Below are 26,117 nucleotides of genomic sequence, written 5' to 3'. Positions count from 1 at the left end.
TATGCTTGTACGAGCAGAAATAGAACTGAACCGAAATCCCTTTTGCACACACACCCATCTAAAGCAAAAAAAGAATCCAGCTGTTGCTCCTTTGCATCAGCTGGATTCCTAATTAACCTATTACTCTTACGGCTTGCTTCTATTTCAGATTTAGCGGCGGACTCATCATCCGCCTTCCTCTTCTACTTCTTCATCATCCGCTTTTGCTTTTGATTTCTCAAAAATGGTTTCCGGATCTTCAAATTGCACAACGATTGATTGGTTTGATTTTAGAGCCGTGCCTGCTTTCGGCTTTTGGCTTGAAGCATATCCCGATCCGGATGTATTTAAATCAACCCCCATTAGAGAGGCTGCTTTCATGACATCCCTTACTGACCAGCCCGTAAAGTCCGGCATGGTCAGCTCACCATCAGTCAACAGGAGAACTTTCTCTCCTTCTATAACCGATGTACCGCTCGGCGACTGCTCCTTAATTCTCGTCCCGCTGCCAATGACTACCGGGGTCAAACCTGCTTTTTCTACCTGTGTCTTGGCAAGCTCTTTATTTGTTCCTGTTACATCAGGTATCTCAACGGATGTTTTCGTATCCGTTTCCTCTGATTCGATATTTAAATACTTCAATGTATTTTCCATGACACTATTGAATACCTTTGAAACAGGCGCCGAGCCTGATTCATTCGGCTTCAGCTGAGGCTGCTGTACAGCAATATAGACAATCACTTCCGGGTCATCCTTAGGTGCCATTCCCAGGAATGAGAATATATAGTTATTCTGACCTGTCAAATAACTGCCTTTTTCACTTGAATAAATAGAGGCTGTACCTGTTTTGCCGATAACATCATATCCATCAATCTTATAGGGTTTACCTGTTCCTTTTTCTGAGGTGACAACCGTCTCTAAAATGTTTCTTACCTCACCGGCTGTTTCGCTTGATACAGGCTTGGCCACCACAGTCGGCTTCGTTTCCTTAATGGTTTTCCCTGTCGCTGCATTCGTGATTTTCTCTACGACATACGGTTTCATCATTTTACCGTCATTAGCAATGGCTGTCGCTGCCTGAATCAACTGAATAGGGGTAACGGTTGTACCTTGTCCATAGGCAGTCGTCACTTTCTCAGACTCCCATTTATAGGCGAACGCCCCTGTTGTTTCAGCCGGAAGATCAATTCCGGTTTTCTTGCCAAACCCGAATTCCTCCAAATATTCAAGTAAGGTATCTGACCCAATTTTCTCGACGGCCAGTTTTGCAAAGGCTACATTGGAGGAGCGCTGCACACCTTCTAAATACGTAATGGCACCCCAGCCTCTTTTTCCATTGTGGTCGCCAATTGTCGTCGATTTGTCAATTTTATAGGTGCCTGATTGATAGGTTTCATTTGCATTCCAGACCCCTTCTTCAATCGCGGTTGCAAGCGTGAATACCTTCATTGTTGAACCAGGCTCATAGGATTCTTCTACCGCAAGGTTCTGCCATGTGTTTTCAAGACCTTGCCTTGTATTTAAATCATAGGTTGGACGCTGGGACATGGCAAGTATCTTTCCTGTGTCCGGATCTGCCACGATTCCAATCATCTTCGCAGGGCTGTATTCCTCATTGACCTGAGACATCGCGTCCTCTAGGAAAATTTGAATCTTGCTGTCCAACGTCAATTGAATAGTAGCCCCATCTGATGGCTCCACAACCTCCGTTTGCTTATTCGGCAGAATATTACGCCATAAATCCCCTTGGAAGGTAATAGATCCATCCTCTTCCTGCAAATATTTATCCAGCATCTTTTCGACACCAAGCGCTCCAGTTACCTTGCCTGTATCCTCATTTTCTTCCACAAATCCGATTACATGAGAGGCAAAGATCCCATTTGGGTAAAATCTTTTCGAATCTTTAATAAAGGTGATTCCCGGAAGCTCCAGTTCTTCTATAGCCAGCTTTGTCTGATGGGACAGGTCGCGGCCTGCAGAGCCAAATTCTGTTTGGTAAACATTCTTCTTTTGAAGCTTAGCAAGAATCTCACTTTCATCCATATCAATATGTTCCGCAAGGATTCTCGCCGTTTCCTCTTTATCAACCACATGCTGAGGATTATCCTCATCCTCTGTCATGGAATCATCCAGGATGGCGATTAATTTATATGAAGAGGTATCACGTGCGAGTACCTCTCCGTTTGTATCTACAATCGACCCCCGCTGTGCAGTCAGGGTTCTGCTAACCTGATACTTATCCTGCGCCTTTGCAGCCAATTCCTCCCCGCCGGCAACCCCGGTATATTGGATGATCAGGAATCGTACAAATACTACACAAAAAAACAGCCCAAATATCATGAATAAGAAGGCTGCCCCTTTGTTCCGGCTCTTTTTATTGTTCATCAATCTTCCACGACCTTAACATTTTGATCTTTCAGAGTAAGCCCAAGCTTTTTGGCCTTTTCCCAAATTCGATCATACGTTTTCAATTCACTGACTTGGTCGGTTAAATCTTTATTCTCTTTCGTTTGATTCTCTATTTTCGATTCAACAGACACGATGTCGCGGTTAACGGCATAAATATCAGCCTGTGTTGAGATAATTTTGACAGCAAAGAAAGCGATAAACAAAGCAAAGCTTATGTACAGAACCTTCTCTCCTAATGTAATTCCATTAGGTATGATCACTTTCTTCGTCTTGACTTCGGTGCGTTTATTTTGTTCCTGTTGAAGTTTTCTCGCTAAACTGCTCATGTTTATCCCCTCCTAATAAAATCTGTTCTATTTAATCTTTTCAGCTACTCTGAGCTTGGCAGACCTGGCACGGTTATTAACGGCCAATTCTTCCTCACTCGGTATAATCGGCTTTCTCGTAATTAATTTAAGCTCTGGCTCAAATTCTTTCGGGATAACCGGCAAGCCGTGCGGCATTGGCGGCAATTCAGACTTTTCCTTAAAGAAGCTCTTACAAATCCGGTCTTCGAGTGAATGGAAGGTAATTACAGAAATTCTTCCGCCTTTATTCAGCATAGGAAGGGCCTTTTCTAAAGAAACCTCAAATACTCTTAGTTCATCGTTGACCGCTATGCGGATTGCCTGGAATATACGTTTGGCAGGATGTCCGCCTTTTCGGCGGGCTGGAGCCGGAATTCCTTCTTTAATCAACTCTACTAGCTCAAATGTTGTTTCAATCGGCTTGTTTTCTCTCGCCTGCTCAATCTTCCTCGCAATTTGCTTGGAGAACTTCTCTTCTCCATATTTAAAGAACACCTTGACTAATTCTTCATAAGACCACTCATTGACAACGTGATAGGCACTTAGCGGAGCTGATTGGTCCATCCTCATATCAAGAGGAGCGTCATAATTATAACTAAATCCTCTTTCTGGCGTATCAAACTGTGGAGATGAAACACCAAGGTCATAGAGGATTCCATCAATCTTCTCAATGCCCAGTTCTTTCAGTCTTTCATCGAAGTGGACAAAATTGCTGTTCACCAAGGTAACCCGATCCATATAGGCTCCAAGCTTCTGCTTGGCATTTTCGAGTGCTGTAATATCTTGATCAAAAGCAATTAACCTGCCCTTTTCAGATAAAGCTTTCGCTATCAGTTCACTATGCCCTGCCCCGCCAAGCGTGCAATCCACATAGATTCCGTCAGGCTTTATATTTAGTCCATCGACAGCTTCATGTAACAGTACAGTAGTATGATTAAACATTTCTTTCTTCACCTTCCTGAAAGGAAGTATGCGCATTAAATATCAAAACCAATCATGTTTTCAGCAATCTCTGAGAAAGAATCCTCTGACTCAGCAAAATACTCTTCCCAAATGGACTTGCTCCAAATTTCTATACGGTTTGATACACCTAAAACAACGCATTCTTTTTCCAATTTTCCATAGTTTAAAAGCGAACTTGGGATATTCACTCGCCCTTGCTTATCAAGCTCACATTCCGTTGCACCGGAAAAGAAGAAACGGGTGAATGCCCTCGCATCCTTCTTCGTAAGCGGGAGACCTTTCAGCTTCTCTTCAAGCTCGGACCATTCATTCATGGGATACCCGAACAAACATTGATCAAGGCCGCGTGTAAGCACAAACGTCTCCCCTAAAGTCTCACGGAATTTAGAGGGGATAATGATGCGTCCCTTATTATCAATAGAATGATGGTATTCACCCAAAAACATGTCCTTCACCCCACTTCTCCACCTTAATGTACCACATCCCCCCACTTTTCACCACCATTTCACCAAAAAAACTTTGGTATCCGGGTAAAGTATCTAAATATTCAATTTAAACTAGTTATTCATTGCTAATACACACACAATTTACCATCTAAGTGTGCAAAGTAAACCTAGAGTTCACATTTTCTCTGCCACTTCAATGGAAGCCACAAAAAAAGACCTTCTTGAAAAAGAAGGTCCTAAGTCCTATCTATAAATAAATGACATAATGGGAACCATCAAAGGCCAAATCTTCCTCAAGAAGTGCCTCAATCCATGAAGAACCGTAATGGTTAAGGAAATAAAACGGATTCCAAATCCGTTCCTGCAAGCCCCCTTGTGGATGCAAGCTGTTTTCGACACGGTTATATTTACCTATTGTATCAGCATTCTTCCTAGCCAGATGTTCTTCTACCTTTTTCTGCATAAACAGCAGTTGGTTCACGAGAATCTGACGGTTTTTTTCGAATAGAGGTTCTAAGCCGGCATCAAGCGGAGCGGTTTCCTCCTGCCATTTTAAATGATCACTTTCCAACGTTTTTATTATCGCAGCATATGTATTTGGTACATTTTTGCGAAGCTCCTCCAGATACGCCTCCTTTTCAGCAGAACAGCCATTGACGAGCACATTCTCTAGGGATAAGTTCAATTCCTTCAGCAATCGATCAATCGCACCTTCAAGGAGCGTGAAGGATAAACGAGGCCAGATCGGCGGCATCTGTTCACCGAGCATTTGAAAGACCGGCATAATTTCACTCCAGTAGGCAATCTCACCTGGACCGCCGATAAAGCCTAACACAGGGAATATTTTCTCCTGCAGCAATGGTCTTGTCACAACATTCGTACTGAAGTTCTCTGGCGTTTTGGAGAGAAGGCGGTCTAATTCCGCTTCCGTAAAGGCAATATTGGCCCCTTTTCCGACAAACTCATCTGTTCCAGGCTTTCTCTCCAGCAAGATTCGATTTTGTGTAGACGGCTCATAATAGAAAAGGTTGCAGCATGCATCATCAATCTCAATGATTGGTTTATAGCCAGACTCTCTAAGGCTTGCTTGCTGCTTGAGCACTTCACTGCTTATCCCGTTTCCTTCAAAGGCAATCTGATGGTAATAAGGAGCCGCAAGCCTTCTAAACCTTGGATCACCGGAATCAACCAGCAGAAGACCCGTATCATGAAACAAATCATTGATTAAGAAGGCAAAGAAATCAGTGAAGGTTTCTGAGCGGCTGATGACATCCTCCACCCAATCCATTAGCATGTAAGTCCGGTCTGTTTCACCAAGCTCAGCAAATACAGCCTCTGCCCATTCCATTGCTGTTTCTTTTTCAAGCTTAATATCGGATACCATCCTTTTCCCAGTTGGCGGGCCTGGATATGTCAGCTTCTGCATGGTGCTTTCTGTATCTACGTATACATGATTGACCTCGTTGTAATCATGGTCTTCACCAGCAATCCAGAACACAGGAATAACCGTTTTCTTTAATTTAGCGCTTTGCTCCTTCGCTAATTTAATAATTGAGATGACCTTATGGATGGAATAGAGCGGTCCAGTCAAAAGACCTGCCTGCTGCCCCCCAATGACAACCAGGGCATCTTTACGCAAAGCATCAATATTCATCTTGGAACGTTCTGATATTCCAAATCTCTCCATATACGATTCTATATAGGAGGCTGCTTCCTCGCGCGGAAACGATTTTGAATCAAGCCATTCTGCTCGCTTGGCAACGTCACTCTCCATCCGCCAATCGTATTGAAAGAAGTCTCCCTTCTTCAATTTGCCATTCATATAATCTGTGGCAAAGCGATTTAACGCCGGCAGATTCATTTTTATGTAATCCATCAAGGTTGTCTCCTTTTAAACAATTTCATATTATCATTCAGTATAGCATTTACCTATAAAACCATGAAATCACATGCTTCATAAAATAAAGAAGAATGGACTCATATTGAAAGAATCCATCCATCATTTTTCACTGATTAATTTATATAAACGCTTTTATCACTCTTCCGGCTATCCCAGCCAGACAAAGGATGAAGTAGGCTGCTGCAAACAGCAAAAACGTCATCCTCCAAAATCCTTTCACAAACCGGGGGAAGTCGACCTCGTCCTTCTTTTTGTATTGCACAATTAAGACAATGGATGCTGTCAAGGCAAGAATTATGAATATCAGCCAAATATACGATTCTCCAAGCATTGCCTGTACGGCAAAATGCACGGCCAATATAAGAAAGAATGTTGTCACATCAACCGAAAGCTTTGCTGCTCTTCTGTTATTTCCGTATGCCGATTTCGCAATGGTGTATACAATTATATAAACGAATGCCGGTACAATCACACATACAGCAATCAGACCCGCAACCAAGTTTCCCATTCACTTCCCCCCGCTTTCTTCCAGTCCTTTTACCATCATATATAAAGAAGAGACCATACCCACCTTTTCCTTGCGTTTTTCCGCTTCCTCCAGGCAAAAGCCAAGAATGGACTCGATCTCTGTTTTTCTTTGCAGCTCCATATCACGAAGCATGGATGATTTATTGTCAGCTGTTCGCTCACATATAAGGAGGACCTTTTCCTGATAATCACGATGCTCCCCTTCCTCAATACCGAGACCGCGGCACACCTCCTTGCATATCTCACACAGCAATCGCCGGAAATATGAATTAGTGATTAATTCGCCATTCTTCACACCAAGGACAGCTGTCAACGGATTAATGCAAGCATTAACAACAAGCTTTTCTATTAATCTCGGGTAAATATCGGAGACGATCTCGATAGGGAATTCATGATGAATGGCATCAAAGATATCATCCCTTCTTTCTCCTTTATATAAACCTATTCGTACGGAACCTAAGCCTGTATGAATGGTCTCTGTCTCATGATTGCGGAGGGCCCCATGCTCCGTAATCCCAACATAGACAGAGGCACTATGTAAGCTATCTAATTTCTTTAAATGGCTCATCCCATTTTGCAAGAAAACAATCGGAGATTTCAGATGATGAATGGAAGGCAGAACCGCCTCAATCGCTCCTTGCTTCACTGTAACAATCAGAAGCTCTTGATCACCAACCGTACTCGATGGAGAAAGGGTCTCTGCCTTGCACTCAGTGAAGACTGGATGAATGCCTTTAATGTTAATTCCTCCGGCACAATTTATTGCATCAGCTTGACTCTCCGTACGCGTGAACACGGTAACCTTATGTCCCCTGCCCAATCTCCCTGCCAAGAGTAAGCCGATGGAACCTCCGCCAATAATTCCGATCCTCATATATACCTCCATCAGCCCTTTTGTCATAATTGTAACAAAACCTTTGTATCATGGAAAGATAGCCAATCAACGTTCATAGCTGAAATGCCCCCCTTGACTAAACAATATGAATTTTCCTTCATTTTATATATAATGGAAGCATAAGGGTGAGATACAAACAAGGGGAGGACATGGGATGAGTGTAAATGTTGAGAGATTACTGGTAAATTATCGTACATTAGAGGAATTCAAGAAATTCAAGGAATACGGACTGCAGGAATTATCCATGCTTGAAGACTTGCAGGCAAACCTTATCGAGGATGACAGTGAGTCACCTTTCTATGGCATCTATTACGGAGACAAACTAGTGGCACGCATGAGCCTTTACAAAATCGAATCACGCTTTGATAAATATTTCAATCCCCCGCATGATTACTATGAAATTTGGAAGCTCGAAGTACTGCCAGATTACCAGGGCAAGGGGTACGGGACCTTGCTTGTTGATTTCGCCAAATCTTTCGGTCTTCCAATCAAGACAAATCCAAGGGTTCACTCAAGAACCTTCTGGGAAAAGCAAGGGTTTGAATCCGTCTCATATGATGTAGAGAGAGACCTTGGAGAGAATCCACTCATCTGGCGCCCAGAAGGAATCAATCTGCTTGAAAAATAAAAATAACGGATAAATCAAGAACAAACCGCTAAAAAGAGCACATCATCAGCATGTGCTCTTTTTCTACTATTTCCCCGCAGAGAATCTTCTAGCCTTCTCAAGCACTTCCAATAGTCCGTAATACTCTGATTCAATCAACGCATAACGCTCCTCAAGCCTTTTCTTTTCCTCCATTAATACATCAGCATGCCTTTTCAGCAGTTCATGGGCCTTTTGCAGCTCTTTATAGGATTCAACCGAATACTGTTCCAGCATCCCTGCCAGCTCGGCTAAATAAGCAATAACCTCCTGAAGCGTTAGGTCTCTTCTTTCTTCAGCCGCCTCAGCTTCTGCCGTCCGCCCTTCTGGCATAGCCAAAGGAACACCAACGCTGTCATCCACCGAAGCCGGCGTCTTCATGCCCTTGCGAATTTTCTTAGCTTCTTCAATCTCACTCTTGAACTGCTTTCTGACAAATGAATTCCATCTGAATCCGCAAGCAGCTGCGGTTCTTGATACTCCCTTGCCCACTTCTTCGAATGCTTTAAGCTGCGTGCTCCCTTCCTTGATATGTCTTAGCACCACTTCTGCCAAATAGGCATCTTCATCTTCTGTCCAGCCATCCTGCCTCGACCCTGACATCTATTCTCCTCCCATCCCTTGCATGGTTATATATTCATGCTTATGCGGTTGGTAGGATAGATAGAATGAAGAAAGATTCTACCAAATAAGGATTTCTTATTTGGATATAAAACGATTGACCGCCTCTAAGTGGGCAGGTTTTTCCCATAAAAGGGCACACCGCTCCACCTCCTGCTCCATTCTCTCAGCAAGACCGGTTTCTCTCCATTTGCGGATAAGCATTTCTTTGTATGCCATCACGGCTGTTCCTTCATGCTGCATATATGGCTCAAGCTTGTTCATCATGTCATCCTTTTCCATCGTGTCCATAGAGGAGAGGATAAAACGAGATTCAACCCCTTCCTCGACCGAAATAATCCGGCCGCTCATGAGCCAATCAAGCGCTCTTTGGGAATCAAGCTTCTCAAGCAGCAGACTCCCTCCTCCCCAGCCTGTGGTAATCGCCTGGCGAACCTGAATAAACCCAAGTCGGGCCCCCTTTTTGACAAATCGAAAATCACATGCAGTCGCTAGCTCCAGACCTCCGCCGACTGCTGCTCCATTCACGAAACAAAAGCATGGCTTCGGCAGGAAAGCCAGCTGCCTTAACACATTAGACATCTTGAAGAGCATTCTATGGGCATCCTGGAAGGTATGCAGCTGATGAAATTCACGCAAGTCTCCTCCCGAGCAAAAGGCATCCTCGCCCGCTCCGGTTAAAACAAAGGCTTTAACTCCTTCATCCTCCGAAGCAAGCTGAATGGCAGCAGCCAGTTGGTCCATCATTTCGAAATTAACGGCATTGCGTACCTCCGGCCTGTTCAAAACCGCCACTAAACATCCATCTAAACGCTCAATTTCAACTGCACTCAGAACAATCTCCCCCTTTTGTCAAATCCATGCTTTCCCTATCCATAACAACAAAAAAACACAGGTCTCCCTGTGTTTTCCTGAGTTGATTATTTATTTACAACTTCTTTTCCTTTGTATGTTCCACATGCTTTACAGATACGGTGAGCCAATTTCATTTCACCGCAGTTTGGGCATTCAACCATACCAGGGACTTGAAGTTTGAAATGCGTACGACGCAATCTCTTTCTAGTTTTAGAAGTTCTTCTAAAAGGTACAGCCATGTTTTACACCTCCTTAAAAAACGATGGTTCTATGGAAGACTGTATGTAGTCTTTCATTTGTCTTTGTCATGATCATGGTTGTCAAAAAGCTGGGCTAGCTTTGCAAGTCTTGGATCCACCTTTTTGACCTGCTGATCTTCAGAGATTACTTCCCAATCATCACCTGATTGCGGAGCTCCGTTCACAGGATTATCTGAATCACAGAAAATCTGCATTGGAATCTCTGTAAGGATAATCTCTTGAATGACCGGCGTCAAATCCACTACATCACCTTCTGCTAAATGGAACTCCCCGTCTTCATCCTCCATGCCGTCCAATCGGTTATACAAATATGTTTCTGTTGTCTGTACATCGATTGGGAATGGAACGTCAACCAAAGTTCTTGAGCAAGGCAATGTTAATGTACCTGATATTTTCAAATGAAAAGTTACTCGGTTAGAGCCAAGATCAGCTTTGCCAAATACTCGTATTGGTGAAATGCGGCGTATTTGCGGGTCAATTTTCATTAACTCCGACATATCAGCCGTTTCATCAATTGTAAATCCATTATCGCGGAATTTTTGCAGTTGTGGAATTGTCCATTTCAAATCCTATCACCTCTAAGGCAACAAAGGTAATTATAGCTTTGGTAAACTCATTTGTCAATGTTTTTTCTTTACAGCCATAAGTGATACCCTTATCCATATTTTAAGCGCTTGTCTTGTTATTTTACCCGAATCTGAGCGTTTTGAAAACAAGGGATTTTCCCCGATCAGTCTGACCGTTTGCAACCAGTGTTTCTCGTCATATACTATTAAGACACAAAGAACTTGTAAGGAGGTACATTATTTTGAAAGCAGCAGGACTTGTCGTTGAATACAATCCGTTTCATAATGGGCATCTTTATCATCTTGCCCAATCCCTCAAACATACGAAAGCCGACCTGGCGATAGGTGTCATGAGCGGTAATTTCCTCCAAAGAGGCGAGCCCGCCATTGTTAATAAATGGGCAAGAGCTAAAATGGCCTTGCTGGCGGGGGTAGACCTAATTGTCGAGCTGCCTTTCGTCCACGCTGTCCAAAAAGCAGAATATTTCTCTGAAGCAGCTGTCCTTCTGCTCGAGGAGCTCCAATGCGAATGGGTATGCTTCGGCAGTGAACAAGGTACGATTGAGCCTTTTATCAATACATATACATTATTAGAGAAAAATGCTCATTTTATTGATGATTATGCAAAACGATTCATGGCTGAGGGATATAGTTACCCAAAAGCAATGGCCCTCTCATATGGAGAACTAAAAAAAAGTCACCCCGATATGCTGACCTTGGACCAGCCAAATAATATCCTGGGCTTTCATTACGTATCAGCTGTATTAAAGAATCATCTATCCATTAAGCCGACGACCATTCAACGAACAGGAGCCGGTTATCACGACCCCTCGCTGCCGAAGGATGCCATTGCAAGTGCGACAGCCATAAGAAAAGAATTAACCGCAAACGGAAGATTAGTGGATGTGGCGCAGTACATGCCAGATTCTTCATTTAAAGTTCTTTGCGAGTATGAGCAAGAAATGAAAATATGGCACACATGGGATCAGTATTGGCCATTCGTAAAGCTGAAGCTCCTAACAACCCCGCCCTCTGCCCTCAAGGAAATATACGAAATGAAGGAGGGGCTTGAAAACCGATTGGTGAGTGCAGCCCAGACTTCAACAACCTTCCTTGAATTTATGAATAAGATAAAGACGAAAAGGTATACATGGACAAGGCTGCAGCGCCTCCTCACCTACCTGCTCATGAATCTCATAAAGGAGGAAGTGCCAACGGAGCTTAAACCAAGCTACATCCGAGTTCTCGGCTTTTCCCCAAAAGGCAGAGAATATATGCAGTCACTAAAGAAAGAGAAAGGGCATTTATTCCTCACCCGCCCAGCTGCTTCCAACGATCCTGTCTTAGCTATTGAACAGCGTGCAGCTAATGTTCATGCCTCCATTCTTCCTCCCCAGCTGTGGCAGCAGGTGCAAAAAAGGGAATATCAGCCGCCTGTTATGCTGTCTTAAGAAAACAAAAAGGCAATGAGGTGCACTACACACCCATTGCCTCTGTTTATTTCAGTTGTTCAAGATAGGTAATAGCATCATCAAATGTATCAACAGGAACGATGACCATATCTGAGTCAATGTCCTTGGCTGTTTTAAGGGCTGTTTGATAATCAGAATCCTCCGCCCCCTCTTCATTTGGCGCAAAGAAAATTTCTGCTCCCTCCTCATCTGCTGCAACTATTTTCTGGTCGATGCCTCCGATTGGTCCTACTTTCCCATCCTCCGAAATGGTTCCTGTACCGGCGATTTTTTTACCGTCCGTATAATCCTCATCCGTTAATTGGTTGTAGATCTCAAGGCTGAACATGAGACCAGCAGAGGGACCTCCAATTGTTTCTGTATTGAATTTCACCTCTGGATCCGCTTCAACACTTCTATCCTCAACGAGCGATATCCCCATTCCAATCTTGCCCGTTTCCTTTAATCGCTCAAGAGTAAGAGTTTTCTCCATCGTTTCATCCTCACGCTCTACCTTCACCTTAACTTCATCACCGGCTTCTTTCCCTGATACGTAATCAACAAAGAATTGCTGTGAAGCAATCGTTTTACCGTCTATCTCGAGAATTCGATCTCCTGCCTTTAGACTCCCCTCAGCAGGAGTCCCTTTTCCGACATGCAATATGTAAATACCATTTGTTCTGACCTTCGCTTCATAACCGGCTTTCTTATAAGCGTTCAGGATAGCCGTGATTTGGCTTTCATCCATCATCTTTAATTGCCGTACAGCATATTCCTCATCAGTCTCTTCCTCAGAACGCACCTCATTAAGCCTATAGATTTTATGATAATCTGCCACTTTCGCCCATAGATAGGAATAGATATTAGCCCGGCCCATCCGAACGGTCGTAAACATGAATTCCCCATCTGAATTGTTTCCATCCTCAACTTCTACATAATCGCTGATCACTTCAGCTGAGCCTGGTGCCGATACATAATAAGGCAGTTTATAAAATGCTGCCAACACAATCATTGCCAAAAGGATAATCCAAATCTTTCCTGAAAATAACCGACGTTTCTTATTCAATCATTTTTGCTCCTTCCATTGCTGTATCACATCTCTAATTTCAGGCATTCTTCTCCTCGCCTCTTCCTCACCAGCTTCAATAATCTCTGAGATATTGGTGAATGCCATAGAATTATACATTTTAACCGCTGGGTCAAGTGTTACATCTGCCTTGATTCCCCTTGCCTTCACCACTTCCATTTGCAGAATATCCAAGCTTTTCATAATAACATCATAAATCGATTGTATCTCTGTTTCTTCATAGGAGCTTGATACATCACAAGCAATGACGATATCAGCCCCCATTTCCTGTGCAACCGATACAGGGACCCTATCAACCACTCCGCCGTCAACGAGTAATCTGCCGCCAATTCGTTTTGGCACAAAGATTCCAGGAACCGCGATGCTCGCTCGGACAGCTTCATAAACAGGTCCTTCTCTGAACACCACCTTCTCTCCTTTTTCAATATCAGTCGCAATAACTGCAAGTGGAATGGAGAGATCTTCAATCCTTTTATTCTTCGTGAAGAGCCTTATGTATTCTTCTATTTTCTTTCCCGCCACGAATCCCATCTTTGGAACCGTCCAATCAAGGAAATATTTCCGTTTGAATTGGAGGGACACCTTCTCTAATAATTCCAAATCACTTCCGCTGGCATAGAAGCAGCCCATCAGCGCGCCCATACTGCTCCCGGCAATATAATCAACCTGAATACCCTCTTTGTCCAGCTCTTTGAGCAGGCCTATATGCGCAAATCCTCGTGCTCCTCCAGAACCGAGCGCAAGGCCGATTTTAGGATTTCTCATTTCCAGCCTTCCCTTCATCCTAAAGTAAGTTTCCTGAGTTCTAAAAGCATGATGCATAAGCATATTTTCAAGTATAGAGGACAAACTCCCGCCAATAAAAGACGGATATTCATCATCTATTGTAGCACCTCATTCAGTAAGGTTAAACCAGATAAGGGAAGGGATCTATGTTGAATAAATCGGTTTTTAAATCCATCACCCTGGCAGGTGCCGCTGTCTTAATGGCCTCTGCTCTTATTATCATGCCCGAGGAATCCTTTGAAGCTTCCGTGCGCGGTCTTGATATTTGGCTTGAAATTGTCTTTCCTTCCTTATTGCCATTTCTCATCATATCAGAAATGCTGATTGCCTTTGGCGTGGTCAAATTCCTCGGGGTTTTTCTCGAGCCCTTCATGCGTCCTTTATTCAAGGTACCAGGTGCCGGCGGTTTCGTCTGGGCTATGGGCCTTGCCTCAGGCAACCCCTCCGGCGCCAAGCTAACTGCACGCCTCAGACAGGATGGTCAGCTGACAAGGGTAGAAGCGGAACGCTTAGTTTCCTTCACGAGCTCTTCTAACCCCTTGTTTATTTTTGGCGCTGTTTCGGTAGGTTTTTTTCTTAATCCCGAGCTCGGCATTCTGCTTGCGATCTCTCATTATGCCAGCAATATTGGCGTTGGACTGATGATGCGGTTCTATGGCCGCAATGAGGAAAAGAAACAGCTTGAAGAAGAAGGGAGCAAAAAGCCTTTTTCTATTTTAGAGGCCTTCAAAATCATGCATCGTACGCGTTTGGATGATAAGCGCCCTTTTGGGAAAATTCTTGGAGAAGCCGTTAATTCCTCTGTCCAGACGCTCTTAATGATCGGTGGATTTATCATTATTTTCTCTGTCATTAATAAAGTTTTATTCCATTTACATATCACCGCTTTTGCTGCCAGCCTGTTTTCAAGTATTTTTGTCTTTTTGGACTTGCCGCAAACGTTAAGTATTCCCTTTGTCTCAGGTCTTTTTGAAATCACCCTGGGCAGCCAGCTCACCAGTCAGGTCGAAAATGTCACACTTATGCAGCAGGCTGTCATTACAAGCGCCCTGTTGGCCTTTGGCGGCTTCAGTATCCAGGCACAGGTGGCCAGTATCCTCGCTGAAACAGACATCCGCTTTAAGCCTTTCTTCCTGGCAAGGCTGCTTCATACCCTTTTATCCGGCTTAATAACCTGGCTGTTATTTAACCCCATCTACGTGGGTCTTAGAAACCGAAGTCAAAATTCCAACGTTGAGGAGACCTTTGCAGCCTCCCATGGAAAGGCCGAAGAGATTCTTAGCTTCCTTGCCCAAAGTGGTCCTTTAATAACCCTGCTCACCCTGCTGGCTTATTGTCTATTATTGCTGCATGCCCACAGGCAGGCTCACCTCAAATAAAAGAAGGATTCCGTACAAATGGAATCCTTCTTTTATTAATTAAGTCAAGCCTGCATTTTCCTGGACAGCGCTAGTTGTACCGGCTCCGGCACAAGCTCCGTTATATCTCCGCCGTATTTCGCTACTTCTTTAACGATAGAAGAGCTTAGGAAGGAGTACTGATTATTGGTCATGATGAAGAACGTCTCGACATCCTCATTTAATACACGATTCATGGAGGTAATTTGCATTTCATATTCGAAATCCGTTACAGCCCTCAGTCCCCTTATCATCGCACATGCATTTTTGCTCTTAGCATAATCAACCGTCAATCCCTGAAAACTTTCCACTTTCACATTGGGGATATGTGCCGCCGCCTCTTCAATCAACCTTACTCTCTCTTCTAAAGTAAACAGCGACTTTTTAGCCGAATTATGCAGTACTCCTACATAGACTTCATCAAAGATCTTTGCGCCTCGCTGAATGATATCCAAATGACCGTATGTAATCGGATCAAAGCTCCCCGGACATATCGCAATTTTTTTCAACCTATTTCCCTCCCCGCAACATTCTCTCTTCTATGCTTCATCCTGATGTCGATAAAATGAAATAGCCGTAATTCCGTACCTCTCTTGGCGGTATTTAACGAAAACACCGACCTCCTCAGGCAGGTCCAGCTCCTCACCATGCTCACATATAATCAATCCATCCTTCGTTAATAGATGATTTTCCTCAATTTCGTTCAGGATGGCCGGAATCGTATTAGCCACTTTGTATGGAGGGTCCATTAAAATCAAACTGAATTGAATCCCCCTCGCACCAAGCGTCTTTACAGAACGGAGCGCATCGCTTCTAAGCACCTCTGATTCCTCTTCCATTCGGCAGGCTTGGATATTGGCTTTGATTACCTGCAGGGCTTTCGGGTCTTTCTCTACAAAGATCCCTTTCTCCATCCCTCTGCTCAAAGCTTCCAGACCTAGTGAACCGCTGCCTGAGAATAAATCCAGCACTTCTCCACCTTCAAAGTAAGGGCCTATAATATTAAATAATGATTCCTTCACTTTATCTGTCGTAGGTCTCGTTGTCATGCCTGGGACAGCCTTTAACGGCCTTCCTTTGCATACACCTGAAATGACTCTCATGATTTTGTCACCAAATTTCTTCAATATTCAACTTCTCAAATATCCTACCACAAAATTTCCCACTTTCACAATTCAGATGGGGAAATTTACGCTATCCATGAATAGCCCTGATTTTTATGGTCATACTGTTAGTAACAGCATCTCTAACTGATGTTGTTGCCAACCGCGGAGAAGACTTACGTTTCCCCATAAGTTCTTCCTCCGGTTTCTCCTCTCCCTTTGCCTTCTGCCCTCCAACGCTTGGAGGAATATAGAAGGACCCTGCGAATTCCGATTCGCAGGGCTTTTTTTATGGTACACTGTTGGTGTAGGAATCCGAGGAGGAGGTTTAATAATGAATCAACGTTTTATTGAGCTGGGACAAGGCTTTTCAGACCTGTATGAGCTGCTCGAGCTCGCCAAGTCAAATGCATACAGGACTAATTACTTCTTATGCTTAGAGGCCGTATCTTCTACAGGCAAAAAAAGCATGTCCTTTGTGCTTATTCTGAAGAAATCCTCTTTTGGCGATTTCATTCCTTTATATATTTGCCGGGAAGGCATTCCCGTGCTTGAAGGGAAACTCACCAAGCGATATGAGTTATTTGAGCAGGCCGCCAAAGAGCAAAGCAAGACCGTTATACATATGGAGGTACGCCATTCCGATACATTTGCCGACCGGGAGCTTTATTATCAATACTTAATCGGTATTTTAAGAATGAACCGCTACCTGCCGCCATTGCAATAACAAAAGAACCGGACAAGACTTGTCCGGTTTCTTTATATGCCTATCTTATATTCATCTTTCTCTTTTTCATGCTTCTTGCTTTCAAACTCAGTCTTAATGAACGGCTTCTGCGAAAGATCCACCCGTTTGACAAACGAATAAGAGGATAATTTCTGCGAGACTGCCTCAATATCGTCCATATTTACATATAATACAGCATATTTTAATTTGCGCGAAACATAATGGAGGTTCCCAATTTTACGCAGCGTTTTCACCTGTTTTAAACTATGCAGCCATACTACCAGGCTTTGTCTTTCTACAAACATATTCATTCCCCTTTAAGCTGCCATTTATGTTAAGTGTACCACAAGTTTAAAATGGGTATCAATACTTACAAATTGTTTAGGGGAAAGGATGACAATCATGGACCTTGACGTCATTTGGCTCAGCTTTCTCACCAGTCTCGAACAATCTGCTTCCATCTTAGAAGCAAAGCGAATGACCTACGCAGGCATTCCATTTCTATATATTACCACCAAGAACGATCAAGTATCCAGAAGTGAGCTTGAAAGAACAATCTCTCTTTGCGCAGGAAGGGTCATGAAGGGGAAACAGCTTCATTCTAAAACCCAGTTCGTTCGCAATGAAGCATCCCTCTATGTCTTCAAGCATCGATTTCTTGTCCCGCAGCGGAAAATGTTTTGCTGCGGAAATGGATGCATCGATTGCATCCGCCTTCTCCCCCCATCATAGAAAAAGGCAATCCTGTCTAAAATCAGGATTGCCTTTTTCCGCCGTAAGATAGACGTTATGAGCAGCCGCAGCTGCCGCCGCTTCCGCAGCCTCCTCCACAGGAAGACTCGAAGAAAGGATTGCCCGTCGGCACCTTAATATGCGGAGATACAGAATGCCCGATCAGCACACTAACCTCATCAAGCAATTGCTGCAAATGATTCTCAGCTTGTTTATATTCTATAATGGATGGATGTAAATCCATTTCTCTTTTTGCCTCGCGAATGGCCTTCGTCACCGTTCTGTAATCCGGATGATATCTTCCAAAACGCTGAACCTCTTCATAGGAATCCTTCATGGAATTGAAGGTTCGTATTTTTTCTTGTGCAGCCTGATCCAGTCTCATCTTCTTGAGGCTGTCTAAGTAATGAAGTCCAACCTCTGACTGGATAATTTCCTGTGCTAGTCTTTCCGCATGATCCATTATTTCTACGGTTTCAATAGTTGCAAGCATAAAATACTCACCTCCCGCCTTATTTTAACATGTATTTATGACAGATGCGAATCTTCCTGACATATCGTTCCAGCCTCTGTCCCACTTGCAGAAAGATTAGCGGGCAAATAAAAAAAAGCAGCGAGGGATGTCCTCCCTTCAACTGCTGAGATAGGCGGTTCAAGAACCGCTGTTCATAGACATGGACTGGAACATTGAAACCATCATGGAGGCCATTTGAACGCTGTTCGACAGCTGCAAGACTCGGTCTGGGATAGATTTCTTAAAAAAATATTTTGCCTCCGTTTCAAAGACGGCTAAATCCTGAGGATTCCTGGACAATCGTTTATACCACATCGGCTGCTGTCTCAAAAAATTCTGCAAATCCTCGTTTCCTTGAATCTGTTCATACACATCCTGCCTCAGAGGTACTCACCCCTTCTTTTAGTCTTGACGAAAACTGAATGGATTCTTGCTTACCGGTGCGGATGAAGGCTGCTCATTCTTCCCTGGAGAGGATTGAAACTGGGAAATAACACCTTGAATGGCCCCTAGCGCTTGGCTGATATTCGATATTTGCTTTTGTATTTGATCAGGGTCCATATTCTTCAACTGGCTAAACAGCTGCGATATCAATTCAACCTTCTCTCCTTTTGGCGGGCTCTCCTCAACAGCTTTTGGCGCTTTGACATCATCATCCATATATTCTGTCCATCGCTCATCCTTTTCCCCAAGCAAGGACCAGTCCTCATAAAGATCCTGCCATGTCTTTTTGCCAAGCCTCACATCTTTGACTATTTTGGGGTTATCCTTTAAAAATTGTTTGAATTCCCTCACGGAAGGATGCAGCTTAGAGTCATCCATTTCCCTCACCTCATCACAAGACATTCGCCTATGCCACAGTATATGTTGTGATGTGCCAATGTGTGTATCTCCCCTGCTCGTTCCTGCTCGATAACTAAAAATAGAGCTTACAAGGAAATCCCTTATAAGCTCTATTCATTCATCAACGAATGCCGATAAAATTCTGTGTATAATATTTATGATAGACACCCACGCCTAGTTGCGTATAATCCTTATTCAGGATATTTTCACGATGCCCCTTGCTGTTAAGCCATCCCTCAACGGCAGCAACAGCATCCGAATAGTTGGCTGCTATATTTTCGCCAGCTGTCGTGTAGGAGACATCACCATCCTTCAGCCGGTCGGCTAATGTACTTCCATCTAAGGATTCATGAGAGAAATAATCATTTTCCATCATATCCTCACTATGCAAATAGGCTACTTCAGCGGCCCCTTTATCCGAATCTAAAGGTGACAGACCCGCACGTACACGAATAATATTAGTCAAATCCAGCACTTGGGCTTCACTGCCAGACTCAATCTGCCTCCACTCATTCTCACTCGGTTCAGGTGCCTCGTGCAGCTTGCCCCGATAGGTCAATTCATATGGACGGTGAAGAACGAGCGTTTCTTTATCCAAATATCTAACGCCGGATATTTCCCCCAAGAATTTATCCAAATACACCTGTGCATAAATATCCCCTAATTTCACAAGAGGACGATAATGCAGGTCTTCTTCAGATAATTCAAAGCGATAGGTTGTGCCGCTGTATTCAACCTCCACAAAGCTGCTCATATTCAGCTTCTTATAAAGGCTATCCACTTCCTGACCTATATAAAACGGGTAGAGATTCACTTCTTCTGCTGAACTGAAAAGCGTGACAATCTTATTATCTTCATCTACCCCGAATTGCACATAGCTGCTGAGTGATTCATTATAAACCCACCATTCATACCCATAGGCAGATAAATCGACACGATCCGGCTCTCCTATATCCTCAATCAAATCTTCCCCCGTCCTCCCTATCCACGTTGAAAGTCCTTGCTTTGGATTGGTATCTTCATCAGTAAAACTTTCTATCGATTCTTTCTTTTTTTCTTGTTGGTCCTCTTGGTTAACGGAATTATCCTCGATTAATGCCTGATCATCCGGTTCCTCCTTCTGGATGGAGAAATACAGGGTTCCGGCCAAAATGAAAATCAAGCTAATCAATATTCTAAAAAGAGCTTTCAGAGGTAGCCCTCCTAACATTTATTACTATATATCGCTATTAGTATAACATTATCTTCTATCTAAAATATACGATTACACTTCTGAAAGCTACAGGAAAAAAAAAGATAGTCCGTTCACATTAACCTTAGGACACGGCATCGAGTTAAAGCAAGAATGGCTAAACAGTCATGAAAAAGAAAAAAACACACAAGGAAGAATATTATTTCTGACGAAACAGAGAGAAATATAAACAATTGTTTGCAGTTATGCCAAATTCATACTATTATTAAAAATGAGAATTTCCAAAACTTGTTTATCTTTTGGCTCGTTTACAGGATAGGAGGAATGGAGAAATGAAATTTGAAAATACCGGTTTAGAAAAATACCAAGTTGACCTCAATCGTCTTGATGAGGTGATGCTTGAAAATGGACTTGTTCGTGCTGAACAATGGGATTATGAACGTGTATCCTATGATAAAAAGTTCGAAATCAAGGATGGTACATATTATCTCCGTGTATTCGGCTATGCCGTAGAAGGAGATGTAGGCGCCCACCGTGCGACTATTCAATTATTGACGCCTGTACTTGGGAAACATTATTACCCTCATGGTGTCGAATATGGTGAGAATGAGTATTTCCCTGAATCACTCCAGAAACAATGCGAAACAACCTTGGCTGCTGTTAAAGCTGAGCTCAATGTATTCGTTGAAGTATTCGAATAAATGACTGCAGGCCTTTGGATAGTTCTTAGTATCCGGAGGCTATTTTTCATTTATTTTTCTAATAAACTGCATATAACCACTTTTATTAAAGCAATGAAACCCCTTCTGCTCCAGCATCGATTGCGCCGTACAGGCCCCCTCCCTCATTTCAGTGATTACATAAATGATTTTCTTATTCGCCAAAAAAGAGAGCAGCCAATCGACGCATTCCTCTCCAAAAGCGATTTCATGGTCAAATGTATCAAAGGTAAAGGTAAATTGAACGGTTGTATCATCAGACTTTTTCTTCCCAAGGATCAACTCGCCTATTAGGCTTTTTTTCTCAACATCTATCACGAACCACAGCCAGGACAATGGTTCCCGTTCCTGCTCAAGTCCTTCAATTACATAAGGCAGCGTTGCCTTTGCCTGACTGGTAGGAAAACAATCTGGAATATAGACAGGAGCATTCTTCCTTAAAGCCTCTGCATGCAACAAAAGTGACCTTGCCATTGCTATTGAGCATGGAATAAACACCAAATGCTCCGTTCTCTGATCATTCATGGTCACACCTCCGCATATTCAATAAAAAGGGCCGTCTCTAATTACTATGAGACAGCCCTTTTTTCATATGCTAAATTTATAACCCAAGAATGGCTTTGAACACGCTCGTTGTTTCCCCGCCGCTGTAGATGACATAGAGCAGCAAGTATACAGCCACGCCTGCAAATGCATTTGGTATCCAAATGGCACTCGCTATCGGTCCAATTGTTCTATGCTTAACGAAATTTTTCTTATAGCCGTAATACAAAGACATAATGCCGAGCACGGCTCCGATGGTCGCAAACGTGATATGCATAATCAAGAAAATCGTATAATAAATCTTCAGGGAGTCTGGTCCGCCAAACGCTGTGTTTCCAATGAAGATTGTTCTGCTTGCATAGATGACAAAAAACACAACTGCAAAGACCGCAGCCCAAAACATAAATTTTTCATGTGTTTCTCGATTTTTCTTTTTAATCTGCCAAACACCAAAGCCAACTAAGATGGCGCTGATAACAATACAGGCAGTGCTGATCGTCGGCAAAACAGGAATGGAACTGCTCATAATCTTGAACCTCGTTTCTAGCATTTCTATTAACTACTTAAGTTTAAAATATATTCACCTATTTCTCAATGAACATTAAAAATGTTCATCATATTGAAACAACTTACAAATGTCTGACATGAGGGTTAGCCTCTAAATATTGCTCTGTTGCATCATTGCTCTTTTTCGTATCCTCTCTGAACCAGGTGAAGAAAGTTGTAGCCAGGATAATCCCATAAACAATCTCCTGAATGATTTTCATGATTACTCCGCCTGTTTGCTGATCCTCTAATACAGGCATAGAAATGAACATTTCAGGACCGCTTAAATTCAAGCCTGACAGCGTTCCAGCCGGCACACAAAGCTTCAATGCCTCTGCCCATACAGCAGGGTCTGCGTACGTATCATACATGGGTACCTTCGAAAAAATAATCAAGGCACATGCCGGTGTAATTAAGATGCCATTGGCAAAGATATAGCCTATTTTCTTCAAGCCTGACAGACGGACGCTGCCCTCTACCTTATTAACGAGATGCCACCACATGAATAAGGAGGACAGAAATAATATCCCAGTAAATAAGGTATGCAGCACCATATCAACCTTAACCACGTCAAAAATAGATGGAACATGGTAAAAGGAGAAGATTCCATTAAAGAAAATCAGCGTAAACAATGGATTGGAAATCGCAATAAACCATTTCTTAAAGACAAACTTCCTGTAGATCCATTCTGGAATCCCAAGAAGAAGAATCGGCGGAATAACCAAGAACAAGAAAGCCATTTGCACCATATGGACCGAGAATGATAAATGGCCAAGCAAATCAACCGGAGACCCTTTAATGATATAAAAAAGGATCATTGCACTAGTAAAATAAAAACCTTCCTTTTTCTTGAAACTCTCCCTTGATTTGATGTATGTCACATAAAAATACGCAAGGATGATCACCAATGTACTGACTAACAGATACGGGCTCCACAAAGCCTCAAATCCAAATATTCGTATATCCATTTCAAATCCCACCTCTTTCTGACATCATGATTAATTATGCTCGCGGCAGAAATGACAGATTCCTATTTTAAAAGACTCTGTTAAACGGTACGCATCGATTAAGCTAATCTCAAGGAAGCGCAAAAGGAGTACCGTAATACAAATCAATGGTTTAACAGAGCCTTCTAAAAAAATCGGCCTAACGATAGCGTTAAGCCGATTCCCCATTCTTTAGATCCATACAATGAGAACAAAAGCAACAACAGCAGAAAGACCGATTATTAAACCTGTATAAAGGAAAGTAGCAATCGTTCCATGCCCCTTTTGACTCATATGCATGAAGTAATACAACTGAAAGATGACTTGTATGATTGCCAAGAGAAGGATGAACGGCTTTACAAACCATTTAGAATAACCGTCATATCCAACCGCAAAGAAGGCAATCACTGTCAGCAGGATCATCATCACGAAGGTAATGACCTGCTGCTTCATATCTTCCGCATGTTTTTTGCGTCTATATTTCAGGGCTTCTTTACTAAGATGAGTATTTGTATGATTTTCCATCTACTATCACCCCACCATTCCCATTAAGTAAACAACCGTGAAAATGAACACCCAAACAACGTCGATGAAATGCCAATAAAGACTTGCTATATAGAATTTAGGTGCATTATTTAAATTAAGGCCGCGCTTCGAGTGTCTCAGCATTAATGTAATAATCCATAAGAGACCAAACGTTACGTGGGCTCCGTGGAAGCCAACTAATGTATAGAAGGCAGAGCCAAATGCAGAGCTCGTAAATGTATGATTGAACTCATGAACATAATGATTGAACTCATAAATTTCAAGACCAAGGAAGGCCAATCCAAGCACGACGGTCACAAATAACCAGAACTGCATTTGCTTAAAGTCGAAATTCTTCATATGGTACATGGCATACACACTGGTCAAGGAACTTGTCAAAAGGAGCATGGTTGCAATAAAAGCAAGCTCCAATCCATAAATATCAGAGGCAAGTGCCATTTCTTTATTAGCCGGTACACTGTCCTTCAAAGCAAGATAGGTCGCAAACAAGGATGCAAAAAGGACCGTTTCAGCTGCAATAAACAGCCAGAACCCGAGAAACTTATGCTTACCTTCTTCAGTGAATCGCTCCGGGTGGGATGGCCATGTTTCAGGAGTGAATTTTTGCTGCACTGCCATTATAGATCAACCCCCTTATTGTCATTATGCTCGGAAGCGATTAGGTCTTCTTTATGAATATGATAGCCAGGATCATCCTTGATCGCACGAACCAGCATGGCTATAAAGGTAATCAGTAAACCAATAATCATAACCGGTACAGTCCACTCTTTATCTGTCGCATTGTACAACGCACCAAATGCGGCAATGAATAAACCAAGTGAGATAAAGATTGGCAGAATAGACCCGCTAGGCATATGGATATCTCCAAGCGGTTCAGCCGGTGTCAATGTTTTTCGTCCTTCCATCTTCTCAATCCACCATGTATCATAACCTCTTACAAGTGGTGTCCTGTCAAAGTTATGTTCAGGCGGCGGTGATGGAATAGCCCATTCCAATGTACGACCATCGTGCCATGGGTCGTTACCGACTCTAACATTTTTGATTGAAGTCATGACAATATTAATCAATAGGATAATGACCGCTACAGCCATTAAGAATGCCCCTATCGTAGATATCAGGTTGGCATTATCCCAGCCTTGATCATTCAGATAAGTGAACACACGTCTCGGCATACCAAGCAGTCCGAGGAAATGCTGGATAAAGAATGTCAGATGGAAACCAATTAAGAATAGCCAGAAGGTTACTTTTCCCCAGAATTCATTCAACATCGTTCCAAACATTTTCGGCCAATAGAAATGTGTACCTGCAAGCAGCGCCAGCACAACTCCCCCAACGATAACATAATGGAAGTGAGCAACGACGAAATAACTGTCATGATATTGGTAATCTGCAGGTGCTGCCGCATTCATGATTCCCGTTACACCGCCCATTACAAAGGAAGGTATGAAGGCCACTGCATAAAGCATTGGAGTCGTGAACGTAATCTGACCGCCCCACATCGTAAACAGCCAGTTAAAGATTTTAATACCGGTCGGTACAGCGATAGCCATTGTGGCAACCGCAAAGATTGCATTAGCTACTGGTCCAAGACCTACTGTGAACATATGGTGGGCCCAAACCATGAAGCCAAGGAAACCAATCAAAATCGTCGCGAATACCATGGATGAATAACCAAACAATCTTTTCCGAGAGAACGTCGGAATAATTTCTGAGAAGATTCCGAAAGCCGGCAATATAAGAATATATACTTCCGGGTGTCCAAATATCCAGAATAAATGCTCCCAGATAATCGTGTTACCGCCCATAGCAGTGACGAAGAAGTTCGAACCGAACATGCGGTCAAACATCATCAATGTTAACCCTACCGTTAACGGAGGAAACGCGAAAAGAATAAGCGCTGATGCCACGAAAGTCGTCCAAGTGAACAACGGCATGCGCATAAATGTCATTCCAGGGGCACGCATATTGATAATGGTCACTAAGAAGTTAATACCCCCGATTAACGTTCCCATACCTGATATTTGAAGACCAAGTACATAGAAATCAATCCCATGGCCCTCCGATTCAAGAGATAAGGACGCATAAGACGTCCAGCCCGCATCCGGCGCTCCTCCCATAAACCAGCTGAGATTCAAGAAAATCCCGCCGAAGAAGAACAGCCAAAAGCCCAAGGAATTCAAGAATGGAAATGCGACGTCACGCGCCCCGATTTGGAGCGGCATGATGGCATTCATAAAGCCCAATAACAGCGGCATGGCAGCAAGGAAGATCATGGTTGTTCCATGCATCGTAATAATTTCATTAAATGTTCCGCCGCTGATAAAATCATTCTCAGGCTTTGCAAGCTGAATCCTGATAAACATTGCTTCAAGACCGCCTATGAGGAAGAAAAATCCTCCGGCGATTAAATATAACTTGGCGATTTTTTTATGGTCAACCGTTGTCAGGTAATCCCAAATCGTCCCAAGAACCCCTTTTTTCTGAGTAAGAGTACTCACTGATAAACCTCCCCTTTGCAACCTTAGAATCT

The 26,117-nt window shown here is 43.0% G+C and carries 32 protein-coding genes; 6 read left to right on the top strand and 26 right to left on the bottom strand.

Going from position 1 to position 26,117, the window contains the following annotated elements; genetic code table 11:
* Positions 1 to 165: 165 nt before the first annotated feature.
* From ACY8DX_RS07060 to ACY8DX_RS07030, 7 genes are all read right to left on the bottom strand, one after another.
* On the bottom strand, positions 166 to 2,364 hold the full coding sequence (locus ACY8DX_RS07060) for a penicillin-binding protein (RefSeq protein WP_439803413.1): 2,199 nt from the start codon (positions 2,362 to 2,364) through the stop codon (positions 166 to 168).
* Positions 2,364 to 2,714 (bottom strand): cell division protein FtsL, encoded by a 351-nt coding sequence (gene ftsL, locus ACY8DX_RS07055; protein ID WP_049671516.1) that lies wholly within the window; start codon positions 2,712 to 2,714, stop codon positions 2,364 to 2,366. The genes ACY8DX_RS07060 and ftsL overlap by 1 nt, the downstream gene beginning before the upstream one ends.
* A gap of 27 nt (positions 2,715 to 2,741) precedes the next feature.
* Complete coding sequence (gene rsmH, locus ACY8DX_RS07050; RefSeq protein WP_049671517.1) at positions 2,742 to 3,677, bottom strand: 16S rRNA (cytosine(1402)-N(4))-methyltransferase RsmH; 936 nt, start codon at positions 3,675 to 3,677, stop codon at positions 2,742 to 2,744.
* A 35-nt stretch (positions 3,678 to 3,712) separates the two neighbouring features.
* Entirely contained in the window at positions 3,713 to 4,144 is a 432-nt protein-coding gene (gene mraZ, locus ACY8DX_RS07045) for a division/cell wall cluster transcriptional repressor MraZ (protein ID WP_049672961.1), read from the bottom strand.
* Positions 4,145 to 4,391: 247 nt separating this feature from the next.
* Positions 4,392 to 6,020 carry a bacillithiol biosynthesis cysteine-adding enzyme BshC gene (gene bshC, locus ACY8DX_RS07040; RefSeq protein WP_462406449.1) on the bottom strand — a complete coding sequence of 543 codons (1,629 nt, stop codon included), beginning with the start codon at positions 6,018 to 6,020 and terminating at the stop codon, positions 4,392 to 4,394.
* Between the two features lie 142 nt (positions 6,021 to 6,162).
* Positions 6,163 to 6,552, bottom strand: a complete 390-nt coding sequence (locus ACY8DX_RS07035; protein WP_462406448.1) for a DUF3397 domain-containing protein — start codon at positions 6,550 to 6,552, stop codon at positions 6,163 to 6,165.
* Positions 6,553 to 7,446, bottom strand: a complete 894-nt coding sequence (locus tag ACY8DX_RS07030; protein WP_049671520.1) for a 2-dehydropantoate 2-reductase — start codon at positions 7,444 to 7,446, stop codon at positions 6,553 to 6,555.
* Positions 7,447 to 7,621: 175 nt separating this feature from the next.
* Between ACY8DX_RS07030 and ACY8DX_RS07025 the strand changes: the two genes are divergently transcribed.
* A complete protein-coding gene (locus ACY8DX_RS07025) occupies positions 7,622 to 8,095 on the top strand; it encodes an N-acetyltransferase (protein WP_049671521.1) in 474 nt (157 codons plus the stop codon).
* A gap of 66 nt (positions 8,096 to 8,161) precedes the next feature.
* On the opposite strand, the gene ACY8DX_RS07020 is transcribed toward ACY8DX_RS07025, so the two are convergent.
* The 4 genes from ACY8DX_RS07020 to ACY8DX_RS07005 form a co-directional block, all read right to left on the bottom strand.
* Positions 8,162 to 8,716 carry an RsfA family transcriptional regulator gene (locus ACY8DX_RS07020; protein WP_049672962.1) on the bottom strand — a complete coding sequence of 185 codons (555 nt, stop codon included), beginning with the start codon at positions 8,714 to 8,716 and terminating at the stop codon, positions 8,162 to 8,164.
* Between the two features lie 96 nt (positions 8,717 to 8,812).
* Entirely contained in the window at positions 8,813 to 9,529 is a 717-nt protein-coding gene (locus ACY8DX_RS07015; RefSeq protein ID WP_462406447.1) for an enoyl-CoA hydratase/isomerase family protein, read from the bottom strand.
* 125 nt (positions 9,530 to 9,654) lie between these two features.
* On the bottom strand, positions 9,655 to 9,828 hold the full coding sequence (rpmF, locus tag ACY8DX_RS07010) for a 50S ribosomal protein L32 (RefSeq protein ID WP_049671523.1): 174 nt from the start codon (positions 9,826 to 9,828) through the stop codon (positions 9,655 to 9,657).
* Between the two features lie 53 nt (positions 9,829 to 9,881).
* Positions 9,882 to 10,415: a YceD family protein gene (locus ACY8DX_RS07005; protein ID WP_049671524.1), complete on the bottom strand. Its 534-nt coding sequence runs from the start codon at positions 10,413 to 10,415 to the stop codon at positions 9,882 to 9,884.
* A 242-nt stretch (positions 10,416 to 10,657) separates the two neighbouring features.
* Here ACY8DX_RS07005 and ACY8DX_RS07000 point away from each other — a divergent pair, with 242 nt between their 5' ends.
* The gene (locus tag ACY8DX_RS07000) at positions 10,658 to 11,866 is read left to right on the top strand and encodes a nucleotidyltransferase (RefSeq protein ID WP_439803415.1); all 1,209 of its coding nucleotides are present in this window, start codon (positions 10,658 to 10,660) and stop codon (positions 11,864 to 11,866) included.
* Positions 11,867 to 11,912: 46 nt separating this feature from the next.
* Here ACY8DX_RS07000 and ACY8DX_RS06995 read toward each other — a convergent pair whose 3' ends face one another.
* Both ACY8DX_RS06995 and ACY8DX_RS06990 read right to left on the bottom strand, forming a co-directional pair.
* Entirely contained in the window at positions 11,913 to 12,932 is a 1,020-nt protein-coding gene (locus ACY8DX_RS06995; protein WP_439803416.1) for a SepM family pheromone-processing serine protease, read from the bottom strand.
* A complete protein-coding gene (locus ACY8DX_RS06990; RefSeq protein WP_049672964.1) occupies positions 12,933 to 13,718 on the bottom strand; it encodes a patatin-like phospholipase family protein in 786 nt (261 codons plus the stop codon).
* 170 nt (positions 13,719 to 13,888) lie between these two features.
* On the opposite strand from ACY8DX_RS06990, the gene ylbJ reads away from it, so the two are divergent.
* Positions 13,889 to 15,118, top strand: a complete 1,230-nt coding sequence (ylbJ, locus tag ACY8DX_RS06985) for a sporulation integral membrane protein YlbJ (RefSeq protein ID WP_049672965.1) — start codon at positions 13,889 to 13,891, stop codon at positions 15,116 to 15,118.
* 44 nt (positions 15,119 to 15,162) lie between these two features.
* Here ylbJ and coaD read toward each other — a convergent pair whose 3' ends face one another.
* The gene (gene coaD / locus ACY8DX_RS06980) at positions 15,163 to 15,645 is read right to left on the bottom strand and encodes a pantetheine-phosphate adenylyltransferase (protein ID WP_049671526.1); all 483 of its coding nucleotides are present in this window, start codon (positions 15,643 to 15,645) and stop codon (positions 15,163 to 15,165) included.
* Between the two features lie 30 nt (positions 15,646 to 15,675).
* The gene (gene rsmD / locus ACY8DX_RS06975; RefSeq protein WP_049672966.1) at positions 15,676 to 16,239 is read right to left on the bottom strand and encodes a 16S rRNA (guanine(966)-N(2))-methyltransferase RsmD; all 564 of its coding nucleotides are present in this window, start codon (positions 16,237 to 16,239) and stop codon (positions 15,676 to 15,678) included.
* 334 nt (positions 16,240 to 16,573) lie between these two features.
* On the opposite strand from rsmD, the gene ACY8DX_RS06970 reads away from it, so the two are divergent.
* Positions 16,574 to 16,966: a DUF7147 family protein gene (locus ACY8DX_RS06970; protein WP_049671527.1), complete on the top strand. Its 393-nt coding sequence runs from the start codon at positions 16,574 to 16,576 to the stop codon at positions 16,964 to 16,966.
* Positions 16,967 to 16,998: 32 nt separating this feature from the next.
* On the opposite strand, the gene ACY8DX_RS06965 is transcribed toward ACY8DX_RS06970, so the two are convergent.
* Positions 16,999 to 17,271, bottom strand: a complete 273-nt coding sequence (locus ACY8DX_RS06965) for a YlbG family protein (RefSeq protein ID WP_049671528.1) — start codon at positions 17,269 to 17,271, stop codon at positions 16,999 to 17,001.
* Positions 17,272 to 17,359: 88 nt separating this feature from the next.
* On the opposite strand from ACY8DX_RS06965, the gene ACY8DX_RS06960 reads away from it, so the two are divergent.
* Complete coding sequence (locus ACY8DX_RS06960) at positions 17,360 to 17,698, top strand: hypothetical protein (RefSeq protein ID WP_231589531.1); 339 nt, start codon at positions 17,360 to 17,362, stop codon at positions 17,696 to 17,698.
* Positions 17,699 to 17,753: 55 nt separating this feature from the next.
* Here ACY8DX_RS06960 and ACY8DX_RS06955 read toward each other — a convergent pair whose 3' ends face one another.
* The 4 genes from ACY8DX_RS06955 to ACY8DX_RS06940 all read right to left on the bottom strand — a co-directional run bounded on the left by ACY8DX_RS06955 (position 17,754) and on the right by ACY8DX_RS06940 (position 20,217).
* A complete protein-coding gene (locus tag ACY8DX_RS06955) occupies positions 17,754 to 18,191 on the bottom strand; it encodes a YlbF/YmcA family competence regulator (protein ID WP_049671529.1) in 438 nt (145 codons plus the stop codon).
* 159 nt (positions 18,192 to 18,350) lie between these two features.
* Positions 18,351 to 18,554 carry a YlbE-like family protein gene (locus ACY8DX_RS06950; RefSeq protein WP_439803417.1) on the bottom strand — a complete coding sequence of 68 codons (204 nt, stop codon included), beginning with the start codon at positions 18,552 to 18,554 and terminating at the stop codon, positions 18,351 to 18,353.
* A gap of 60 nt (positions 18,555 to 18,614) precedes the next feature.
* Positions 18,615 to 19,034, bottom strand: a complete 420-nt coding sequence (locus ACY8DX_RS06945; protein WP_049671531.1) for a YlbD family protein — start codon at positions 19,032 to 19,034, stop codon at positions 18,615 to 18,617.
* Between the two features lie 142 nt (positions 19,035 to 19,176).
* The gene (locus ACY8DX_RS06940; RefSeq protein ID WP_231589532.1) at positions 19,177 to 20,217 is read right to left on the bottom strand and encodes a CAP domain-containing protein; all 1,041 of its coding nucleotides are present in this window, start codon (positions 20,215 to 20,217) and stop codon (positions 19,177 to 19,179) included.
* A gap of 362 nt (positions 20,218 to 20,579) precedes the next feature.
* On the opposite strand from ACY8DX_RS06940, the gene ACY8DX_RS06935 reads away from it, so the two are divergent.
* Complete coding sequence (locus tag ACY8DX_RS06935; RefSeq protein ID WP_049671532.1) at positions 20,580 to 20,948, top strand: YugN family protein; 369 nt, start codon at positions 20,580 to 20,582, stop codon at positions 20,946 to 20,948.
* Positions 20,949 to 20,987: 39 nt separating this feature from the next.
* On the opposite strand, the gene ACY8DX_RS06930 is transcribed toward ACY8DX_RS06935, so the two are convergent.
* From ACY8DX_RS06930 to ctaD, 6 genes are all read right to left on the bottom strand, one after another.
* Positions 20,988 to 21,491, bottom strand: coding sequence for a hypothetical protein (locus tag ACY8DX_RS06930; RefSeq protein ID WP_049671533.1), 504 nt, complete (start codon positions 21,489 to 21,491; stop codon positions 20,988 to 20,990).
* Between the two features lie 76 nt (positions 21,492 to 21,567).
* The gene (locus ACY8DX_RS06925) at positions 21,568 to 22,035 is read right to left on the bottom strand and encodes a DUF420 domain-containing protein (RefSeq protein ID WP_462406446.1); all 468 of its coding nucleotides are present in this window, start codon (positions 22,033 to 22,035) and stop codon (positions 21,568 to 21,570) included.
* A gap of 103 nt (positions 22,036 to 22,138) precedes the next feature.
* Entirely contained in the window at positions 22,139 to 23,023 is an 885-nt protein-coding gene (ctaG, locus tag ACY8DX_RS06920; protein ID WP_049671535.1) for a cytochrome c oxidase assembly factor CtaG, read from the bottom strand.
* 210 nt (positions 23,024 to 23,233) lie between these two features.
* Positions 23,234 to 23,566, bottom strand: coding sequence for a cytochrome c oxidase subunit IVB (gene ctaF / locus ACY8DX_RS06915; protein ID WP_049671536.1), 333 nt, complete (start codon positions 23,564 to 23,566; stop codon positions 23,234 to 23,236).
* 6 nt (positions 23,567 to 23,572) lie between these two features.
* Positions 23,573 to 24,205, bottom strand: a complete 633-nt coding sequence (locus ACY8DX_RS06910) for a cytochrome (ubi)quinol oxidase subunit III (RefSeq protein ID WP_049671537.1) — start codon at positions 24,203 to 24,205, stop codon at positions 23,573 to 23,575.
* Entirely contained in the window at positions 24,205 to 26,085 is a 1,881-nt protein-coding gene (gene ctaD / locus ACY8DX_RS06905) for a cytochrome c oxidase subunit I (protein WP_049671538.1), read from the bottom strand. Before ctaD ends, ACY8DX_RS06910 begins: the two co-directional genes overlap by 1 nt.
* Positions 26,086 to 26,117: the final 32 nt, after the last annotated feature.

The organism is Gracilibacillus sp. Marseille-QA3620, from assembly GCF_054950035.1.
The sequence above is the reverse complement of the archived record's forward strand: the minus strand, read 5'-3'. Positions and strand labels throughout refer to the sequence as shown.

Coding starts and splice junctions, on each gene's coding strand:
- ACY8DX_RS06970 (WP_049671527.1), top strand. CDS start 16,574: ATGAATCAACGTTTTATTGAGCTGGGACAAGGCTTTTCAGACCTGTAT.
- ACY8DX_RS06965 (WP_049671528.1), bottom strand. CDS start 17,271: ATGTTTGTAGAAAGACAAAGCCTGGTAGTATGGCTGCATAGTTTAAAA.
- rpmF (WP_049671523.1), bottom strand. CDS start 9,828: ATGGCTGTACCTTTTAGAAGAACTTCTAAAACTAGAAAGAGATTGCGT.
- ACY8DX_RS06935 (WP_049671532.1), top strand. CDS start 20,580: ATGAAATTTGAAAATACCGGTTTAGAAAAATACCAAGTTGACCTCAAT.
- ACY8DX_RS07035 (WP_462406448.1), bottom strand. CDS start 6,552: ATGGGAAACTTGGTTGCGGGTCTGATTGCTGTATGTGTGATTGTACCG.
- rsmH (WP_049671517.1), bottom strand. CDS start 3,677: ATGTTTAATCATACTACTGTACTGTTACATGAAGCTGTCGATGGACTA.
- ACY8DX_RS06955 (WP_049671529.1), bottom strand. CDS start 18,191: ATGCTTGCAACTATTGAAACCGTAGAAATAATGGATCATGCGGAAAGA.
- ACY8DX_RS06990 (WP_049672964.1), bottom strand. CDS start 13,718: ATGAGAAATCCTAAAATCGGCCTTGCGCTCGGTTCTGGAGGAGCACGA.
- ACY8DX_RS07025 (WP_049671521.1), top strand. CDS start 7,622: ATGAGTGTAAATGTTGAGAGATTACTGGTAAATTATCGTACATTAGAG.
- mraZ (WP_049672961.1), bottom strand. CDS start 4,144: ATGTTTTTGGGTGAATACCATCATTCTATTGATAATAAGGGACGCATC.
- ACY8DX_RS07030 (WP_049671520.1), bottom strand. CDS start 7,446: ATGAGGATCGGAATTATTGGCGGAGGTTCCATCGGCTTACTCTTGGCA.
- ACY8DX_RS06910 (WP_049671537.1), bottom strand. CDS start 24,205: ATGGCAGTGCAGCAAAAATTCACTCCTGAAACATGGCCATCCCACCCG.
- ctaF (WP_049671536.1), bottom strand. CDS start 23,566: ATGGAAAATCATACAAATACTCATCTTAGTAAAGAAGCCCTGAAATAT.
- ftsL (WP_049671516.1), bottom strand. CDS start 2,714: ATGAGCAGTTTAGCGAGAAAACTTCAACAGGAACAAAATAAACGCACC.
- ACY8DX_RS06930 (WP_049671533.1), bottom strand. CDS start 21,491: ATGAATGATCAGAGAACGGAGCATTTGGTGTTTATTCCATGCTCAATA.
- bshC (WP_462406449.1), bottom strand. CDS start 6,020: ATGGATTACATAAAAATGAATCTGCCGGCGTTAAATCGCTTTGCCACA.
- ACY8DX_RS06945 (WP_049671531.1), bottom strand. CDS start 19,034: ATGGATGACTCTAAGCTGCATCCTTCCGTGAGGGAATTCAAACAATTT.
- ctaG (WP_049671535.1), bottom strand. CDS start 23,023: ATGGATATACGAATATTTGGATTTGAGGCTTTGTGGAGCCCGTATCTG.
- ACY8DX_RS07060 (WP_439803413.1), bottom strand. CDS start 2,364: ATGAACAATAAAAAGAGCCGGAACAAAGGGGCAGCCTTCTTATTCATG.
- ACY8DX_RS06960 (WP_231589531.1), top strand. CDS start 17,360: ATGACAATCATGGACCTTGACGTCATTTGGCTCAGCTTTCTCACCAGT.
- ACY8DX_RS07020 (WP_049672962.1), bottom strand. CDS start 8,716: ATGTCAGGGTCGAGGCAGGATGGCTGGACAGAAGATGAAGATGCCTAT.
- ACY8DX_RS06925 (WP_462406446.1), bottom strand. CDS start 22,035: ATGAGCAGTTCCATTCCTGTTTTGCCGACGATCAGCACTGCCTGTATT.
- rsmD (WP_049672966.1), bottom strand. CDS start 16,239: ATGAGAGTCATTTCAGGTGTATGCAAAGGAAGGCCGTTAAAGGCTGTC.